Source organism: Mojavia sp., assembly GCF_059505145.1.
Genome location: NZ_JCACKA010000078.1, coordinates 65,625 through 86,148, shown reverse-complemented (window position 1 = coordinate 86,148; position 20,524 = coordinate 65,625). Strand labels below are relative to the sequence as shown.

The following is a 20,524-nucleotide window of genomic DNA, read 5'->3' as shown; positions in this document are numbered from 1 at the left end:
CGTCTAGAACGTCAAACCACCCTCTACTGGGGGCGCGTCCAACTGCGATGGTCATCGAACTAAAATCCTCTTTTTTACTAAAATTGCAACAATTTTGAGGAATTAACGTTTTTTTTGACAATCCCAGTAGCTTTGAAGCATCTGAGATTCTGAGAAATTACTACCTATTTAGCCAGAATTTCTCAGGGTTATGCCATTACCCGTACCATTGGCTAGTAATCTAGTTTGTGGTAACTTAATGATTCTTAACTTATCACATCAGTTCGGTTTTTTGCCCGATTTAAACTAGTGAATCAGGTATTTAACACGAGGCCATTAAATACTATGAATATCAGAATTTTTACAATCTGACACAACTTTTCTCAGAAATCTAAACAATTGGGGCTGGGGATTAGGGACTGGGGACTGGGGACAAGAGGAGGGGGAGCAGGGGAGACAAGGGAACAAGGGGAAAGAACTATGAATAACTCTTGCTCCTTGTCCTCTTCACCCAATGTCCAATGCCCAATGCCCAATGCCCAATGCCCAATACTCCATTCCCCAAAATGAACTTGCAAGACGTCCTGCTCAAATGGCAGACTTTAAAAGGGAATATCTCATGGGCCAAGGTAGTTCAATGACGGCATCAACAGTTAACACAGGCAACTCACCTAACGGTGATAGATCCGCTTCACAGGTCTTACATCAAAACGTTCTGGGTTCTCGCCGGTTCAGCAACTACTGGTGGGCATCAGTCGTTACCTTGGGGGCTACAGGCTTTTTATTAGCAGGGATATCTAGTTACCTAAAAGTTAATTTACTCATAGTTACAGATCCTACACAACTGGTCTTCGTCCCTCAAGGATTAGTTATGGGCTTATACGGTCTTGCTGGCTTGCTTTTAGCTCTATACCTGTGGTTAGTAATCTTATGGGATGTAGGAGGTGGCTATAACGAATTTAATCAAGAAACCGACACAATCAAAATTTTTCGCAAAGGCTTTCCTGGCAAAAATCGTCGGATTGAGATTGATGCCCAGATAAAAGACGTTCAATCTGTGCAAATATCACTCAAAGAAGGCCTCAACCCTCGTCGCGCGCTCTACCTACGCATTAAGGGCCGACGTGACCTTCTTTTAACAAGAGTAGGACAACCTTTATCCTTAACAGAGTTGGAAACCCAAGGTGCAGAGTTAGCCCGCTTTTTAGGAGTACCTCTTGAAGGATTGTAAAGAATTTTAAAATTTACAAAAAGTTAAGTCGGTTACTAGCGGGAGTAGCATCGCCTTACCAAGCTAGTAAACGACTTACGGAAAATTTTGTAATCAGTAAATTCAAAATCTCATCCAAAATTTAAAACGGCACGAAACGATAAGATACTCTGGTTGAATCAGTAATTGGCAATGCGGTTAAAACTTCCACAATTTTTGGTTGCTCTTTTGATTGTTGGTATGTTGATGTTGGGAGGATGTTCAACACAGCAAGATGGTTCTACAGCCTCTGCTCCAACCTCAACAGCTACCTCAACAGCAACTGAAACGAGCAATCAAAAAACCACTGAAGCAACGTCTGTATCACAAACTACTAGCGAGAGTATTCCAGGAATGAACGATTTACCACGGCTCGAAGGTAAGGCTACTGTGGTGATGACGGTTAAAGGCTCGCCGATTACTATCGAAGTAGACGGCACTAATGCCCCAATTACAGCTGGCAACTTTGTAGATTTGGTTCAAAAGGGTGTGTATGATGGGTTGGTCTTCCATCGAGTTGTACGCGACCCCCAACCATTTGTAGTTCAAGGGGGCGATCCCCAAAGTAAAGACCCAAAAGTTCCAGCAAACAGGCTGGGGACAGGTGGTTATATTGACCCAAAAACTGGGAATGAGCGTTATATACCTTTAGAAATAAAACCAAAAGGGTCAGATCAACCGATTTACGGGAAGACTATTACTCAGCCACCTGTGTTGACTCATAAACTCGGTGCTGTAGCAATGGCCCGATCACAAATGCCGGATTCAGCTTCCTCTCAGTTTTACTTTGCTCTAGCAGATTTGGGTTTCCTTGATGGAAACTATGCTGTATTTGGCAATGTCACTGAAGGCTTCGATGTAGTAAATAAAATTCAGCAAGGCGATCGCATTGACTCTGCTAAAGTCACCAAAGGTGCAGAAAATCTGAAAACCCCCGGTCAATAGTCACAGATGAGGTAATGGGTAATAGTTTTTTCTATTACCCATGACCAATTTAAAATGTCAAATTCCAAATCCAAAGTTGATTAAGGTTGTTGTTACTGGTATCGGTCTAGTTTCTGCTATAGGAGAAAGCTTAGAGAATAGCTGGCAACAGTTGATAGCAGGTAAATCTGGAATTAAATTACATCAACCATTTCCAGAATCGAAACCATTTCCTTTAGGATTGATTGCTCAACAACCGACAGAATTGAAAATTCTCAATGAACTGGTTGTTACTGCTGCATTAAAAGATTCGGGGTTAGTATCACCTTTGTCTGAATGTGCCGTAGTTATAGGCTCAAGCCGTAGTTATCAAGCATCCTGGGAAATGCTGGCGCGGCAAATGTACACAGAAGTAGCGGGACTTTTGCAGTCTTACTCTTTTGGGCAAAGTGTCTATTTAGAGAATTGGTTAGACATCTTGCCTCATATGAACGCGATCGCAACTGCTAGACAAATCGGTGCATCTGGGATCGTTTTAGCACCAATGGCAGCTTGTGCTACTGGAATTTTGGCGATCGCCCAAGCTACTGAGCTTGTGAAAACTGGACAATGTAAAAGAGCGATCGCAGGGGCTGTAGAAGCACCAATTACACCCTTAACTTTGGCAGGTTTTGAGCAGATGGGCGCTTTGGCAAAAACTGGCGCTTATCCCTTTGATTTGTACCGAGAAGGATTGGTTTTAGGAGAAGGTGGTGCAGTGTTTATCCTAGAATCAGCAGAATTGGCAAAGGAACGACAAGCAAAAATATATGGTGAAATTCTCGGTTTTGGTTTGCTTAACGACGCATATCATCCAAATGCTCCAGAACCTCAAGGTAAAAGTGCGATCGCGTCTATTAAGCAATGCTTAGAGCGTAGTTGTTTGACACCAGCAGAAATTGATTATATTCATGCTCATGGTACAGCGACACGGCTAAATGACAGTATTGAGAGCATGGTAATCAAGAGTTTATTTCCCCAAACAGTAGCAGTTAGTTCGGCTAAAGGAGCTACAGGCCACACTTTAGGAGCATCAGGAGCTTTAGGTGTAGCTTTTTCACTGTTGGCTTTGCAAAATAAAATTTTGCCGCCATGTGTAGGATTAAATCAGCCAGAGTTTGATTTAAATCTAGTGACTCAAGCGCATCAACAAGAAATTCAGTACGCGCTTTGCTTCAGTTTTGGCTTTGGTGGACAGAATGCAGTAGTAGCCTTGGGTAATAAGCCTGATTAAACAAACAATTAAATTCAGATTTGATGCAAAAAGTCAAGTTTTATAATGATTTTTTGAGATTATAAATATCTGCTGTAATCTACGAAACTGTTGAGGCTAATGAAAACATCTATACCTGGTTACTGGGAACAATATCAGTACATTTTCGACTGATATTACAGGGTGTCGACTATCTCCAGGTAATACGATATTTTAGTTTCCCAGAATGATGCAGTACTTTTACTACAGCACATTGATTACCCTAAGTGATTGTTATCACAATTTTGGTTCATCAATAACTAAGGTACTTCTAATAGTTAGGTAACTAGTCAAAAGGGCATTTAGGCATGAAATGGATAAAGCAGTCTCTATGTTTCGTAGCCTTTTCTATACCATTATCAGTGGAACTTGCTACGATCGCTGGACTACCAATGCGGGCACAAGCCCAGGTTGACCCAGCATCACTAAGCCAACCACAACAGAGTTGGCTGATCAGCCAGGGATTTAAACCACCAAAGCGGGGGGAAACGCCAGCCAGCGCAGGTGGGGCCAGCCGCCAATTTACACCTCCAAAGCGGGGATTACCACCAGCCAGCGCCGGTGGTGCAACCCGTGGCTCCTCCTCTTGTGTCCAAAAGAATCAGTTATTAACTCCTTTAATGCCAAAAGAAAAGTTAGGGCTAACCTTTTCGGAGCGCCCCACATTTTTTTGGTATGTGCCTCAAACTACAGTTAAAACAGCTCAGTTTGTAATCATGGCTGAGTCCAATAAGAATGATGTAAATGATGATGTAATTTATGAAACGACTTTAACCCTTCCCACTAAACCTGGGATCATGAAAATCAGTCTTCCTGCCAGTGCGCCTCCTTTAAAAATCGGCAAACGCTACCACTGGTATATGACATTAATTTGTGATGAGCAAAATCCCAGCAGAAATCCTAATATAGAAGGGTGGGTTGAACGCACACAACCAGAAGCAACGCTATCGAAAGCATTAGCACAAGCAGACTTGCGGAAACGTCTAGCCTTATACGCAGAATCAGGTGTTTGGCATGAAGCACTCAGTAGTTATATTGAGTTACGTTGTTCTGAACCGAATAGTTTGTCACTCAAAGCTGACTGGACAAGATTCTTACAGTCAGTTGGCTTAAGTCAGTTCGCAGGCGAACCAATACTTGACTGTTGCACAAGCAGTAAATGATTATTAACACAGTGCTAAAGAGCCAGCACTCATAGCGTAGGCGCAGGCTAGCGGCTTGTCGCTAAACAATCGCAACTTCAAGACATTAGCACCGTGGTGAGCCAGCGCTGTGGAGAAAACTGCCTTGCGCGGGTTCTCCGCGTTTTTGCATCAGGGAGGTTATCCCGATTTAGGCAAGTAAAAGAGTTAATACCGCAATTTGCACTGAGTGTAATACATCTATAAATTCAGGAATCATAGATGCACGCTGATAAACACAAATAAATCTTGAAAATGACTGTCCATTAAGCCACCTCATGCGGAGATTTACTGCATTTCTACAAGAAGTGTGTAATAAGCTTTGCAAAGGAAGAACAAAGAAAATAAAACAATTACTGGCTCTAGCTTACTTTTGATGCAAAATAGTTTTCAAAAGTATTGGACTATTTTTGTTTAAATATTTAAATTGCAATAACATTATTAACTCTCCAAAATTAGGCTGAAAACCTAATCCTGGTTTATAAATAGCATTAAAAGATTCGGTAGCAACCAATTTCTTAATTCTTCGTTATTGACTAATTACTCAGAACTCGTAACTCAGGACTTAATACTATGCGGGCGAAGCTGAAACAGCAAATATGGCAATGGCGTGGAGTTTTGCTAGCAGTGCCCAATGTGACAGCTCTTGTAATTGCGCTACGGTTTACTGGATTACTACAACTATTGGAGTTGGCAGCGCTAGATCAGTTTTTTCTTTTACGTCCACGAGAATCAATTGATGAGCGCATTGTGATAGTTGAGGTCAACGAGCCAGACATTCGCAAGCTGAATCAGTGGCCGATATCTGATGGTGTACTTGCCAAAATCTTAGAGAATTTAAAGCAGCAACAACCAAGAGCGATTGGTCTTGACATTTATCGAGACTTACCTGTGAATCCTGGTCATCAAGACTTGGTGAAGGTATTTAAGACTACGCCAAACTTGATTGGAGTCCAAAAAGTATCTCATAAATCTGATAGTTTTCCAGTAGAGCCAGCTCCAGAACTAAAGCAACGCAATCAAATTGGAGCGAATGATTTACCACTAGACGGAGATGGCAAAATTCGTCGAGGTTTGCTGTACGCAGGTTTGAAGGATGGCAACTCCCTCGAAAGCTTCGGGTTGAAATTAGCATTATTGTACTTAAAAGCAGAGGGCATTACTGAAAAACCAGCAGCAACGAATCCGAACTTCTTGCAATTAGGTAAGGGGATTTTTCCGACTTTTGAAGCTAATGATGGTGGTTACATCGGGGCAGATGCAAGCAGCTACCAAGTGCTATTGAACTACCGAGGCCCAATTAATCGGTTCCCAAAATTGTCTATCAATGATGTTTTAGAGAACCGCATCTCACCAGGCTTGATGCAGGGAAAGATAGTTTTAATTGGTTCAACCGCTGAGAGTTTGAAGGATCTGTTTTGGACACCTTACAGCAGTAATCTGTTCAATGCTCCTGAACGAATGGCTGGTGTAGCAATTCATGCCAATTTGATTAGTCAAATTTTGAGTTCAGCTTTGGAGGGTCGCCCACAGATTAAGCCTTTACCAGAACCAATAGAGTGGTTGTGGATTTTATTCTGGTCAATTGTGGGTGCTACTTTGTGTTGGCAACAGCGACATAGTAGTAGTGACAAACGAAAATTGTCTTTAATTGCTAATAGTACAGGCGGTATTTTTGTGGCAGGCGGGTGTTTAGTGGGCACGAGTTATGTAGCATTTCTTTGTGCTTGGTGGTTTCCTGTAGTGCCACCACTTCTAGCTTTAACAGGATCTGCGATCGCCGTTACCCAGTATATTGCCCGTAGTGCTGCCGAAATGCGTCGCACCTTTGGTCGCTATGTGACAGATGAAGTGGTTGCCAATCTACTAGAAACTCCTTCAGGTCTGAAACTAGGCGGAGAACGCAAAAAAGTCACAGTTCTTATGTCTGATTTAAGGGGATTTTCCGCCGTATCAGAAAGATTAGCACCAGAACAAGTGGTAGCAATCCTTAATGTTTATCTGGGAGCTATGGCAGATGTCATTAATCAGTACAACGGTACGATTAATGAGTTTATTGGCGATGGCATCTTTGTGATGTTTGGTGCGCCTGTGAGCCGTGAAGATGATTCTCAAAGAGCGATCGCCTGCGCTATTGCGATGCAGTTGGCAATGAAACCTGTAAATGAGCATAATCAGCAAATGAATTTACCAACTCTCGAAATGGGGATTGGTATTCATACAGGCGAGGTTGTAGCCGGAAATGTCGGCTCGCAAAAACGTGCTAAATATTCAGTTGTTGGCAGCCATGTTAACCTAACTGCTCGCATTGAATCCTATACAGTGGGTGGTCAAATTTTGATTTCTGAGGAAACCTTGAAAGACGCCAACATTGACCTCAGAATCAATGGAGAATTACGGGTAGAACCTAAGGGTATAAAAGCTCCAATTACTATCTATGATATTGGTGGTATTGGCGGTAATTATAATCTTTTATTGCCTAAAGATGATGATATAATGATGAGTTTGAGCCAAGAAATACCGCTAGAATATACTATTTTGGAAGGTAAACATGCAGTAGGAACTGTATTTTTGGGTAAACTTGTTTGTTTATCAGAAAATGGAGGACAATTACAATCAGACCATTCACTCGAACCTTTAACTAATATCAAAATCAAGCTATTAAATGCACCAGAAATTACTCCTGGAGATGGCGATCTTTACGCCAAAGTGATCAAAAAATCTACTGTGGATAAACATCATTTTCTAATTCGTTTTACAGCAGTTCCGCCAAAGGTAACTCAAATACTCGATACATTCCGCCAGCATGGATGTAATATTGATAGTTTTCAAGGTTGAAATTTTTTTAGGAAAAACTGTATAGCTTTATATAATCTAGGGCAAATGCATCTAAATTACTCTTGACTACAACCAGGATTAATAATCAACGCTTATAATTAGTATTTCTCACTTGGTTTAATTTCCAAAACTCAAAGCGAGTGTCTAAACCTTGAGTAATAAACATCGATTAATGAGAGTACTTTAGATTATTTTGAGAATATACTGTTCTTGTTGACATGATGCGGTTGTCCTGGTGAAAGGTGCAACCTGTGAACGTTAGCCCTACTTTAACTGCAAATCTTTTTGGATTATATAATTATGAAATTTGCTTTCTCTAAATATTCTTTATTAGCTTATGGATCATCTATTTTGCTACTAGGTTTTTTGCTATCATTAGTTGCACAAATACCAGCTTCTAATGCCTCTACTGAGTGCCAAACTCCTATGCCACAACGCCTTAATACAATAGACGACTTCATAAGCATGGGACACTTTCAAGAAGACTGCCAAAAAGACTCACTTGCTGCTGTTTCTTCTTTCACGCAGGCAATTCGGCTAAATTCTAAAGCTGAGAAACCCTATTATAATCGTGCCAATGCTTACTATGCACTTGGGAATTATCAAGCAGCAGTGGCAGACTATACTGAAGTAATTAGGCAAAATACAGGTAAGTTTGGTTATAGTAGTGCTGCATACTGGAACAGGGCTAGGGCTTATCAACAGTTAGGCGAAAAACAGAAAGCGATTTCAGATTTAACTCAATTAATTGGTGGTAGTAGTCTCAATGCTGACGAGTACTTATTAAGAGGTAATCTTTACAAGGATTTAGGGAATAAAGAAAGTGCGACGGCAGATTACAAAGCAGCAGAAAAACTTTTACAGCAATATTTAAATGGAAATTTCGGAACTGGCATGATGGATGCTAGATATCAAGAGATGTTAGAGAAAGTCAGAAATGAATTATCTCAACTAACTTCTTAACTAAAATAGGCTATCGGGTGTGTGGTCAGGGCAAAGGAGTATGTCAATAAAAGAAGTCTATTTTCAATAGACCTGTCCGAAATAATGTATTAAATCCTGCTGGCTGCTAAAGATTAAGGCATAGATGCTCTGCGGCTTGCCCTAGGCAAGCACAAAGTATGGCATCAAAAAAGAAGGATTGGTTGGTTTGACAAGAGGGTTTATGTATGCAGGTAGCCCCAGAGCGATACTAAGTTTGTGGAGTGTGGATGATGAGGCTACTTCGGAACTGATGAAGAAGTTTTATAGCTTTATGTTGCAAGATGCTTTAAACCAGCAGCGGCGCTGCGAGCAAACTCGAAATGTGGTGCAAACCCAACTATCAATCACCCTATTTCTGGGCTGCTTTCACTCTTCAAGGCGAGTCTAAGCAAGGTGGTCTAGAATTGGACAATATGTATAATTAGCTGCTTGCAAAAGTCAATTTTTTGAAACAACCACAGATAAACACCGATAAATATATAAGTGTATCTGTCATTCCAAATAATAAGTTAGGATTTTTGCAAAATGTATAGGAAACGCGATTTTTCGCTCAAAAATATAGTTATAACGAAAACAAGGAAGTGCGACTTGATGCAAAAGCAACTGCTATCAACTTTTAGCCATCGTAGTCTTGCTCTCTTTGTCAGCATGATTTTGTTGTCGTCTGTTGGGATGACGGCTAGGGCAATAAGTGTAGAAATAGCCCAAAAACCAACGACTGCTCCGCAAAATCTCAGCCCTAGTCAACAAAAAGCATACGCACAGGCAAAGCAACTAATACAAGAAGGAGACAAACTCTTAGAGGAACGAACGGCCACATCTCAAAAGCAGGCTCTTGCTAAATATTTGGAAGCATTGAAAATTTGGCGCGAAATAGGTAATCGCTTTGAAGAAGCTTCTGCACTTTCTGGTATCGGCACTCTCTACTTTCTCCAAAGCGACAACCAAAAAGCACTCGAATATTATAATCAGGCATTAGTCATTAGACGCGAACTCAAAGACCGATTTCGGGAAGCTCTCATGCTTCAGTCTATTGCTGAGGCATACTCTAATTTAAGAGACGCCCAAAAAGCGTTGGAATATTACAACCAAGCTCTGCCAATATTGCGTACTGAGAAACAACCTTATTTTGAGGCTGCTACGCTTGTCGGTATTGGTAGAGTATATTTTAATATCGGCGAAACTAAAAAAGCGTTGGACTATTACAATCAAGCCTTGGTAATTCAACGTGCGACTAATAATCTTGGTGGACAAGTTGACGTTCTTCAGATAATTGGTAGAGTCTATACTCAATACGGTGAGCCTCAAAAAGCATTAGAGGCATTCAATCAAGCGCTAGAAATTCACCGTCAACAAAAGAATCTAGTCGGACAAAGCGAAATCCTCACTGCCATTGGCACTCTCTACTTTTCATTAGGCAACAATCAAAACGCAAGAGAATACTTCAAGCAAGCCTTAGAAATACAGCAACGATTACCACAGCCTGATTTAAGCAGCCAAGCGGTAACGTTTATGAGTTTAGGGCTTACCTACTTGGCTGTAGACGATTATCAAAAGGCACTGGATTATTTAAACCAATCGCGATCGCTCATGCAAAAGTTAGGAAACCGCTATGCAGAAGCCGATATCCTCACACAAATCAGCTTAGTCTACGATAGATTGGGGCAAAAGCAGCAAGCCCTCGACTCATTAAACGAAGCATTAACACTACAGCGTACTCATAAAGACCCCTCCAGAGAAGCCTTCACACTGAACAGTATCGCTGCTATTTATGCTTCATTCGGAGATTATCAAAAAGCGCTTGATTTTTACAACCAAGCGCTTACTCTCCAGCGTCAAGTGCGCGATCTTTTGGGAGAAGCGGGTACATTGAGCTATATTGCTAAACTCTATCAATCCTTGGGTGATTATAAATTAAGTATTGAAACTTCCAAGCAAGCGCTGGAGAAATTTCGTACTATAGGCGATCGCAGCAAGGTTGCCCAAACCCTTGATGAAATTGGTGGCGTTTATCGAGCAGCAGAAGAGCTGCAACAAGCATTAGACTACTATAATCAAGCACTGCAACTGTGGCGTGAACAGGGGGCAGTATTTCAAGAATTCGCTACACTCACAGGCATGATTAGGGTTTATGAATCATTAAAAGATTACCCCAAGGCGCTGGAGACTGCTAATCAAGCACTTTCATTATCACGGAAACAACAAAGCAGCTTTAGTGAAGCTTCTGCCCTCGGTTACTTAGGCAGAGTCTACTTAGCTTCGGGTGATTACCAAAAATCTCTCGATTTCTCTACTCAAGCAGCCTCTAAGTTTCAGAAGTTGAATATTCCTATTGCTGAAGCCAACACTCTGCGTAATATAGGCAAAGTCTACAATTCATTGAAGCAGCCCCAGCAAGCAATTGAGACTTATAATCAGGAATTAAAGCTGCTGCGGCAGTTGGGCGATCGCACCGGCGAAGCGGAAACAGTATATAACATGGCAATAACTGAACGCGATCGCAATAACCTTGAGGCTGCCCGTACTCAAATAGAAACAGCAATCAAAATCGTTGAAGATATCCGCACCAGAGTCACTAGCCAAGACTTGCGAACTTCGTACTTTGCCTCAGTCCAGAAGTATTACGAATTCTACATCGACTTATTGATGAGGCTGCACAAACAGCAACCATCCAAAGGATACGACGCCCTAGCGCTGCAAGCCAGCGAACGCGCCCGCGCCCGTAGCCTGTTAGATTTGCTCTCTGAAGCTAATGCAGATATTCGCCAAGGCATAGATCCAAAGTTGCTCACAGCAGAAAAAAGCTTACAGCAACAACTTGATGCCCTAGAAAAACGCCGACTCAAACTTTTAAGTGGCGAACACAACAAAGCACAGGCCCAAGCCATAGAAAAAGAAGTTGAAGCACTACTAGAGCAGTATCGGCAACTCCAGGCAAAAATTAGAGCCACCAGTCCCCGTTATGCAGCGCTGACACAACCGCAGCCGCTATCACTCAAGCAAATTCAGTCTTCAGTACTCGATGACAACACCCTGCTATTAGAGTATTCTCTAGGAGAAGAACGCAGCTACCTGTGGGCAATCACCAAAAACAGCATCAGCAGCTACGAACTGCCTAAACGTGCAGAAATTGAAGCCGCAGTACAACAATTCCGTAAAGTCTTAGTCTCACCGATTTCCAAGACCAAACCATCCACAGCCGCCAATACGCTATCACAACTGATACTCGCACCAGTAGCCCAACAATTAAGACAGCGCCGCTTAGTCATCGTTGGCGATGGGGCATTGCAGTATGTGCCATTTGCCGCTCTCAACACACCACAGCCACAAGCTAGTAGCAGCTATCAGCCATTAGCAATCAATCACGAAATCATCACTTTGCCTTCAGCTTCGACGTTAGCCGTTCTCCGCCAAGAACTAGCAGGGCGCAAAACAGCACCCAAGGCACTAGCTGTCATTGCCGACCCCATTTTTTCGCAGAACGATGAACGGGTGAAAAGACGACCAACAAATCAACAAAATACCCAAATCGCTCAAAATCTAGAACAACAACAACTAGCGCGTTCAGCTAGAGAAGCAGACATTACCTTTGAGCGTTTACCATTTACCCGCCAAGAAGCTGAAACAATTCTCTCTTTAGTGCCAGCAAAAGAGCGCAAACAAGCCTTTGACTTTGCTGCCAATCGTGATATTGCTACCAATGTGGAGTTGAGCCAATATCGAATAGTACATTTTGCCACCCACGGCATCCTCAATAGTAAGCATCCAGAACTATCAGGGGTGGTGCTATCGTTATTTGATGAAACTGGTAAGGCACAAAATGGTTTTTTGCGTCTACATGATGTTTTCAACCTCAAACTACCAGCAGAACTAGTAGTACTAAGTGCATGTGAGACTGGGTTGGGGGAGGAAGTCAAAGGAGAAGGATTGATTGGCTTAACTAGAGGGTTTATGTATGCGGGTAGCCCCAGAGTGCTGGTGAGTTTGTGGAGTGTAGATGATGAAGCTACCTCTGAACTGATGAAGCAATTTTACAGCAAAATGTTGCAAGGCGGCTTAAAGCCTGCGGCGGCACTGCGGGCGGCACAACTCGAAATGTGGCGCAATCCCAACTATCAATCACCCTATTTCTGGGCTGCTTTCACTCTCCAAGGTGACTGGAAATGAGATAAGTAATTGGGTGCAGGGAGTTTTGTGATTTATCAAATACTCCCTTCCTTTTTGATCTACCTATCAAAGCGATCGCTAGAAGCTAAACGTCGTTCTCAACCCACCAATTACAATATCTTGGTTATCTGCATCCTGGTTGGGTGCTGTAATCCAAGTTAGAGAGGGTGTGATTGAAATCTTTTCTGAAACTCTATGTGCATAGTAAGCTTCGATATGCAGCGATGTATCATTTTTAAACGGTGCATAGGGGATATTACTTCTTACACCTGTAAGGGTAGGCTCCATACCTACAATTAATCCTCCGTGATTCCCTTTTCTAAACAGATCGGGAAAAGCAGCTTGAATCGAGTAAGTCCAAATATCGGCATCTCCTGTGCCCAACAGTCTAGCTTTGATGAGGTTAGCCCAACCGCCAATCGCCACTTTGGGGCTAAGGGCGAAGTAACCGCCAAGCGAATAAGCATTAGTAGTTACAGCAGATGCGTTATCAAACAGAACACCAGCATCATCAAAGCGATTTGCTAAGGCAGTACCGACAAAGCCATTTCCTCTAAAACCTTGGCCATTATTAAAGCCAAAGTTACCAGGGTAAAAGTAACCGTGCTGATATACAAATTGCAAGAATAACCCAGGATTGGGATTATAGTTTATCTGTGCGGAAGCTACGTATTCTCCGTTGAACAATCCTCCAAAACTTGAGTTGTCCCCGAAGGTTGCCAAGTAGCTCAAATTTATTACTGTCGAGTCTAGAACTTTATAGTTGAGTCCAACCCCCGAACCCGCCCCTATGAGAAAAATCGGTGGTGCTTCAGCAAAGCTACCTACAGGGCCAACACCACTTACATAGTAAGGAGCAAATCTAGGAAGCGAAATTGGACTAAAACGATATCGGTTACCAGCGACAAGATTGACGGTTAAATTATCACTTAAGGGAAATTGATAATCTAAAGTGATGATTCGGAAGTTATTGCCGAGATCGCCCGCACTGGAAGCATTGCTTGCACCTTCCCTTGTCCCACCAACATTTCTGCCATTATTATTGGGTGCTGTCTCAGCGAAAGTAGTGTTTGTAGTGCCTATACCTGTTACTAACAAATCCCGACCAGTAAAGCTAGTCAAAAATCCGAGAAAAGTGAGATATTGAATATTCGCTTGGGCATTCTCGTCTCCTGAAAAATAGGCATTAGTCTGCACTATGGTATTACCAAAAAGTTTGGTAGTAAGCGAGAATTGATTTGCTTCCAACTCGCTAGTGCGTGCTTCTAGGGCGTCCACACGACCGCGCAAGGTTGCCAGTTCTGTAGAAAACTCTTCTTGTAAGCGCCTTAAGGATGTGAGATCTTCTTTTGTAACTAGGTCAGTAATAGCTGTAGCGATCAGTTCATTTATCCGATCTAAACAAGCATTCAACCCAGCGGCAAATTCATAACGAGTCAAAGCACGATTGCCACGGAATGTGCCATTGGGATAACCTGCAATACAGCCATAGCGCTCAACCAGAGATTGCAAAGCTTGAAATGCCCAGTCTGTCGGCTGTACGTCAGAAAACTGAGCAACACTATTAATTTGCCCTAAACTTTCGTCAGTGCTGGTGTTCTCTTCGTCAAAGTCTGAGTTTGGCTTGACGACATTATCGGAATACGAGTTAACAGGAGCAGAACTATTTGGCGACCACTCCACTTGACTGGTGTCTGCTAGATTTAGAGTCGATGGAGTATGGGAAGGTTTTTGAGTAGATTGGTTAAAAAAATTAACAGAAGTCGGGAGCGTTTTTGTAGTTAGCGGATTTATATCAGGAATTTTAGGTTTTATGAGGCTTGAGTCGGTAACAATTTGCAGTTCTTGACTGAGAAATTTTGGAGATGAATTTGCTTGAGGTACGGTTGAACTATCTGTGATTGTTGCCTGAGAGGGACTAACATTGATAATTAACGATGAAGTAGCGATCGCAGCGACTTTCACAATTGGAGTAGTCAATAATTTTTTTAATTCAAACATTTTCTTTCTCCCACGCCACACATTAAACGCACTGTAATCCGAAAACCAACTTTATACTGTAAACCTTTAGGCTGGCAGCAGTACATAAGTATAATTATTTGCTTTTATTTCTAAAGAACTACTAAAGGGGTTCGGAAATCACTGGCTTAATAACTTTCAAAAAGTTATCCTTATGCCAAATGCCGAACCCCTTAGTGATTAATTATGTACTAGAACTACGCTAGACTCAAATTAACTCGCACAATTACATCATTGTGATCTTTATCACCACCACCAGCTAGATCCTCAAAGCCAAAGATGTTATTGCCTAACATCCGAATGTGATCTACCTTGTCTGAGTTAGCTCCCAAGAATGGAAAGTAAACAGACGGATCGTTATTGGAATTACTGTCTAGTATGGCATCCGGTCTGCCATCAACAATTAGAAATGGCACGAAGATACCACCAGGTGTAAAACTTCCATTGTAAGTCGCCGTACCTTGGTTATTTACTGCTAAGTCAATACCCGCAACACGACCACGAACAGCTGCTTGAGTATAACCAGCCTGCCCTGGGAGGATATCTGCTTGCCCATCGTTATTCGTGTCAATGCCACCGTCTTCATCAACTGTTTGATAAAAGCCGACAAAGTTATTAAAGACCGCTTCCCTGTTGACAACAAACTCAGCTTTTACAAGTTGTGTAACGCCTCGAAAATCCAGCTGTTCTCCGTGTGGCTTGCCTTGCAAACTTGTACCTAAAGTTAAAGAATCATTTGTGGATTGAATTTTTACCACCAGATCCTTAAATTCGGTACTGTTATTGCTACCATCCTTCCAAGCAAGGGAGAAACTATCATCACCCAAGTCTGCAATTTTAACTGTGGAAACGTCAGCAAATAGTACCTCTGTTGTGGAGGTGACTCCAGATATCACCGCAGCACTGGAGCTATTGCGTACCAAGTAGAACCGCAAGTAATCACCGGAGTTAAATTCCAGCAGACGTGTGAGATTCTCGCTACTAAAGCCATTAGGAGAATTAGCGATCGCAGACAAAATCTCCTTGCTTCTTGCTAAAGCTGCTTGAGTATAACCTGATGTACCAGGAGCAATACCGTTGATTGTACCTTGAGCATCGTCAACAACAAAAACTCCTAGTTCATTCACCAAATTAGAACTACGTCCATTGAGAGTTATTTTGAGCTTGGCCTTAATGGAGTTACTTGAGATGGTAAATACATCATTGTCAGCGTTCTTTTTCAGCTTAGGCATTGCTGAACCTGTAGCAAGTGCAAACGACTCTGGTTTATTTTCATCTCCTAAATGAATTATCCCATACTCACCATTCTGTTTGCGCGTAAACAGAACAGGTTCACCCTTGGGTAAATCGAGCAAATCGGCAAAACTGCCAACAATCTCTTGAGTGTTGCCAGTAGGAGTTAATGATACTTCTAGGCGAACTTCCTCAGCTGTATCAGTACCACTTTCATGAGTTCCTTCATCATGACTATGCCCTCCTCCCAGATAAGTAAACACCTGAATTTGCTCTTTACCAGCAGGTACAGAACCTTTGGCAATAGTAGTAATGTTGGCGTTATTGGTTTGGGTAGTAAAACCATTTGGTTCGTCTGGTCTTTGGAGGATATAACCAGATGTTACATCTACCTCTCCTGTATAGCTAGTACCATAGGGCTGGAATTCTTTAGATAGCAGCGCTGTATCATGTGCTGTGTCTTTGCCAACTAAAGTACCTTTTTCATTAATTAATTTGCCATCGTAGAGTTCTACTAATCCGCGTCCACCAATGCCTTGAGCAACTATGATGTCGTCATAGTTGTCTCCATTGACATCGCCAAGTGCTAGGTTAATCTTGCCCTTGAAGACTTCATGGTGGAATGGGTTAATACGCACTTTCAGCTGGTAATCTTTACCACTGTAGATCTCAATGATTGGTGCAACTCCACCGCCTAAACCAGCAACTATATCTGCAAAGCCATCGCCATCAATGTCACCAGATGCGACTGAGGCAACTTGATCGGTTGTCGCAGCAATATCTTGAAAAGGATTGAACTCTTTAATCAGTAAGTCTTTGTCATTACCATTGAGATTGGTTTGGGGCTTGGTTTGTAAAGTGCCGTTTAGAGAAAGTGTTCCGACGTAGGGGGCTAGATTAGGCTCTGTTTGGGGATTAGTAAAGCGTCCTTTTTCGATAAAGGAGAGTTCGCCAGTAGCATCTTGGAATTTACCATCCCCACCTGTAATTTTGATACTACCTTTGTTGTCTACTGTGAAGTCTGGATTAATTTTACCTTGGGCGCTTTCTGTACCAAACAGCTTTCCACCGTTATTTCCTTTGAATTCAAAGGTTTTTGTTTGCAAAGTTGGGTCTGTTTCACCTAATACTTTTGGGTCTGAATTGGCAGTGAATTCACCTGTAGACGGATTCCTCTTCAAGTAGGTTGACCCTTCCAGATCAGTCAATTGATAAGATGCTTGAGTATCTTTCCCAAAAACATCTGCCCGAGCTAAATCAGGTTTTAATTCCGCGCCACCGTTACCTAATTCATATTCGGCATTAATGTGTAATTTGCCTTCCTGAGCTTCAATTAGTCTCTTGCCATCAAATACCTTAATAGTGAACTTATCAGTAGACTTCTCTAAGGAACTCTGTATTGTGATGACATCAGTAACGTTATCAGTTACATTCTTATTCTCTTCATCTTTGCGCCCTTTGTAACCAACATCAGCAATTGCGACGTCTATCCCTTTCTTGAAGGATTTACCATAAGGCGTCAGATTAATACTTTGATTGTTGGCTGCGAACAAATTATTCGCTCTAAATAAGTCTATTTGTCCACCATCATTTGAACCTAGACCTAACCAAATGTTTTTTGTATTAAGGATAGGCCTAACAACCATCATCATTCCTGCATCTTCATGGAAGAGAATGTGACAGTGGTTCACATAGCTGCCAGGAAAGTCCTCAAACTTCATGAGGATTTTGACTTCTGACGCTTTACCTTTAGCAGGGTCATCAGTTTGAATATTGAATGGTGTACCGTAGGGGTTTTCTGGTGTAGCAGTGCCATCAATATAGGCAGGTGGTAGCGCGATCGTGTCACTTAAAACCCTAGCAAGGTAGGTGCCATCTATATCATCAACCGAAATACCATTAATTGATAAGACAGTAAAATCATTCTGGTGAATGTGAAATGGATGCCATTCTGACAAAGGAATATTTGCATCTGGCGGCAAATTCGGATTTGGCAATCCAGATCTATTAACAATATTCCAGATCTCTGTCGTGCCCAGCATGGGCATAGCTAGCGGAGTCATACCCCCACCAGGCTCTGTGGAAAAATACCTACCATTAATGGTATAAGTTCCCTCAAAGCTTTCTACTTCCGTGTCTCTGGGAAAATTACCTTCGAGTAGCGCACCACCTATATTTGCGTCCCAAATATAAGTTCTTTCTCGATCAAACTCTCCTGCTTGCGCTTTGTTTACAAGGTCATTAATCTTTTGACTCTGCTCAACTAGTGTGTTGTAAGGTTCAGGAAAAGCCCCTTGAGGAATTGGATCTCCAGCGACTTCAACTGTTGCTAAAACTTGAGATCCCCAAATTAAGTGGCCATCTTGAAATCCCCGGTCTTTAGTTAACGTTGGAGCGTTCTCACCCAAAAGCTCTTCTGTACCATTGGAAAGGAAATAATATTTACCTGGTTTATCAAACCAATGTTGTACCGCTAAACGAGAGCCAGGATTCAGGACTGGAAGCTCTGTTACTTGTCTTCTAACATTAGTAACTACACCAGCAGCATCACCATCAATAGCCACCAAGCTAACTGTTTGGGGAACCAACTTCGTCCCATCGTCGTATAGCAGTTGAATTACATGGAAAGTATTCGTACTCATGTTGGCGAATGAAAACAAGTCCCATTCACCAGTTTTCAGGTCTATAGTTGGGTTGTATTGTCCATTGACAGTATGAATAACGTTTTCTACAGGTGTGATTAAACCACCACTACCGTATTCGGGGCTAAAAGTTGCCGGATCTCCTGTGGGTTTGTCTGATTTGTATAATCCAGGCTTGGCGTTAAACCCTGCAAAAGGAGCATCAGAAAGTTCATAAACTTTCTGACCATTTTCCTCCGCCAGTACTTGCACAGGGGTACCCGCAGGAACTTTGAGATTTGGATCTGGGCTTGTATTTAGAGGGTCGTTCGGACTTGGAGATCTAAGTACTTGCTGGATTCCAAAACTATTAATAGCCATATTGAAATATGGCCTCGTTGTGGGATTATATTTATCCAGATCTGGGAGGTTATAAGGAGGGTTAACAGCTAAAAGTCCACCCAGCCCTGAATTAACTTGCTCATTGGTTCTTCCGTGCAGGTGGGGATGGTACCAGTCAAGTCCGATAAAGTGATTGTCTGGAATTTCTACACTTATATCCCTAGTTTCGCCTGGTTTAACGCCAACAAGAACATTATCACCATCTCCTAAAGGTGAGACATGCAGCCCATGGGTATGTAAGTTACTTGTCTGAGTTAAATCATTCTCAAGTTTAATTTTGAGCGTGTCTCCAGGCTCTGTAATCAGCATTGGCCCTGGAATTAGACCGTTATATCCTCGGAGAATCTCATAGGGTGTTTTTTCGTTATTCAGCCAGGGAATTATCCCATCTCCTGATTTGACAATCCCAAATCCATCAATCTGAGTCTGGAGCAAGTCCGACATTTTCAGGGTGACGTTCAGTTCTTTATCTGGCCCCCAACTCGAATAATAACTACCAGTTGCACCCTGTTCATTAAATTGACCATTTTTATAGTTTTGATGATCCTTTTGCCAATCTATAAAAGGGTCTTTAAAAACAACTTTCTGGTCAGGATGAGGTAATACTTTTAAATAACCCGCCGCATCAAATCCTTGGCTCCAACTATCAAAATTACTTTTACCAATGACATATGCATTCTGTAATGTGGGATTAGCCATTATGGAACTGTCTCCTTTCACAACTATTAATAGGAAATTGGGGCAACATTACTTAGGGTAGTGTTGTCCTCATATCAACAGCATTTTTTGCTATTAAATCAAAAGTTTCTCATTACTTTCATAGGGTATAAGAAAGCTGAGAAAAACATATATTAATTTATCATTCCTTTAATTCAATAGCTATATTTTAGCGTGTCACTTATTCACTCAATAGATTTTTAATACTCCCTTAAATAAACTTTGCCAATCCTTCATTAAAAAGTTTAAAGTTTAATTTGTTTTTTATGATTAGCAGAGCAAGCTAGTAAGGCAAAATGTGGAAATTACTTAAATAATCCACATTTGGACAATTATTTGCTTAAAAACCTTTTTATCAAATCATTTATGCTTAATAACTTTGAAAAAAGAATAATTTTAGTAGCGTGTCTACCCAAATTGTTGGGTTGGCTGTAGATGAAAGCTATACTAACCAACAGTTTCTAACTTTGAACAAATATTTTGAGTTGGCGTGCTAGTAGTGGTTAATCTCATTAGTTTTGATGGGTTAATGTACCATCGCAACCCTGTAGAGAAGTTGCAGGCAACGTCTCTACATACTCAAATACTCCTGCTCGGTTGATTTACCTTACAGGAAGCCGTACAAAATGCGTCTACGTCTCTCAATCTTCCCCTAAAACTAAATAGATAAAAGTATTTTAAAATCAGGTTAAAATCAAGTTCTTACATTTTTTCTGATAAAAGTGACAAAAGCGAGATTATCTTACATTCTGCATAAGCAAATATACTTTAAAATAATGCTCTAAGCAAGTTTTTCCGTCAAGTCAAAAATATATTTTGAAAACACTTTCAAAATCAATGATAGCAAAGGTTAAACACTTTGCTCGCCCATATAAAAAATAATAGTTAATTTAATAGCAATTGACAAACTTATTAATTG

The 20,524-nt window shown here is 41.5% G+C and carries 10 protein-coding genes; 8 read left to right on the top strand and 2 right to left on the bottom strand.

What is annotated here, in order from left to right; translation table 11 throughout:
* Positions 1-616: 616 nt before the first annotated feature.
* The 8 genes from AC5JL8_RS22855 to AC5JL8_RS22820 all read left to right on the top strand — a co-directional run bounded on the left by AC5JL8_RS22855 (position 617) and on the right by AC5JL8_RS22820 (position 12,613).
* Positions 617-1,210 carry a photosystem I assembly protein Ycf4 gene (locus AC5JL8_RS22855; RefSeq protein WP_495881985.1) on the top strand — a complete coding sequence of 198 codons (594 nt, stop codon included), beginning with the start codon at positions 617-619 and terminating at the stop codon, positions 1,208-1,210.
* A gap of 171 nt (positions 1,211-1,381) precedes the next feature.
* Positions 1,382-2,173, top strand: coding sequence for a peptidylprolyl isomerase (locus tag AC5JL8_RS22850; RefSeq protein WP_495881982.1), 792 nt, complete (start codon positions 1,382-1,384; stop codon positions 2,171-2,173).
* A gap of 76 nt (positions 2,174-2,249) precedes the next feature.
* Entirely contained in the window at positions 2,250-3,425 is a 1,176-nt protein-coding gene (locus AC5JL8_RS22845; RefSeq protein WP_495881984.1) for a beta-ketoacyl-ACP synthase, read from the top strand.
* Positions 3,426-3,751: 326 nt separating this feature from the next.
* Complete coding sequence (locus AC5JL8_RS22840; RefSeq protein WP_495881981.1) at positions 3,752-4,606, top strand: DUF928 domain-containing protein; 855 nt, start codon at positions 3,752-3,754, stop codon at positions 4,604-4,606.
* Positions 4,607-5,197: 591 nt separating this feature from the next.
* Positions 5,198-7,462 (top strand): CHASE2 domain-containing protein, encoded by a 2,265-nt coding sequence (locus tag AC5JL8_RS22835; RefSeq protein WP_495881980.1) that lies wholly within the window; start codon positions 5,198-5,200, stop codon positions 7,460-7,462.
* 300 nt (positions 7,463-7,762) lie between these two features.
* On the top strand, positions 7,763-8,425 hold the full coding sequence (locus AC5JL8_RS22830; RefSeq protein WP_495881979.1) for a tetratricopeptide repeat protein: 663 nt from the start codon (positions 7,763-7,765) through the stop codon (positions 8,423-8,425).
* Between the two features lie 187 nt (positions 8,426-8,612).
* A complete protein-coding gene (locus tag AC5JL8_RS22825; protein WP_495881978.1) occupies positions 8,613-8,834 on the top strand; it encodes a CHAT domain-containing protein in 222 nt (73 codons plus the stop codon).
* 203 nt (positions 8,835-9,037) lie between these two features.
* Complete coding sequence (locus tag AC5JL8_RS22820) at positions 9,038-12,613, top strand: tetratricopeptide repeat protein (protein ID WP_495881977.1); 3,576 nt, start codon at positions 9,038-9,040, stop codon at positions 12,611-12,613.
* 78 nt (positions 12,614-12,691) lie between these two features.
* On the opposite strand, the gene AC5JL8_RS22815 is transcribed toward AC5JL8_RS22820, so the two are convergent.
* Together AC5JL8_RS22815 and AC5JL8_RS22810 are read right to left on the bottom strand one after the other, a co-directional pair.
* Positions 12,692-14,614, bottom strand: coding sequence for an iron uptake porin (locus AC5JL8_RS22815; protein WP_495881976.1), 1,923 nt, complete (start codon positions 14,612-14,614; stop codon positions 12,692-12,694).
* A gap of 215 nt (positions 14,615-14,829) precedes the next feature.
* Positions 14,830-19,587, bottom strand: coding sequence for a DUF4114 domain-containing protein (locus AC5JL8_RS22810; RefSeq protein WP_495881975.1), 4,758 nt, complete (start codon positions 19,585-19,587; stop codon positions 14,830-14,832).
* Positions 19,588-20,524 lie beyond the last annotated feature (937 nt).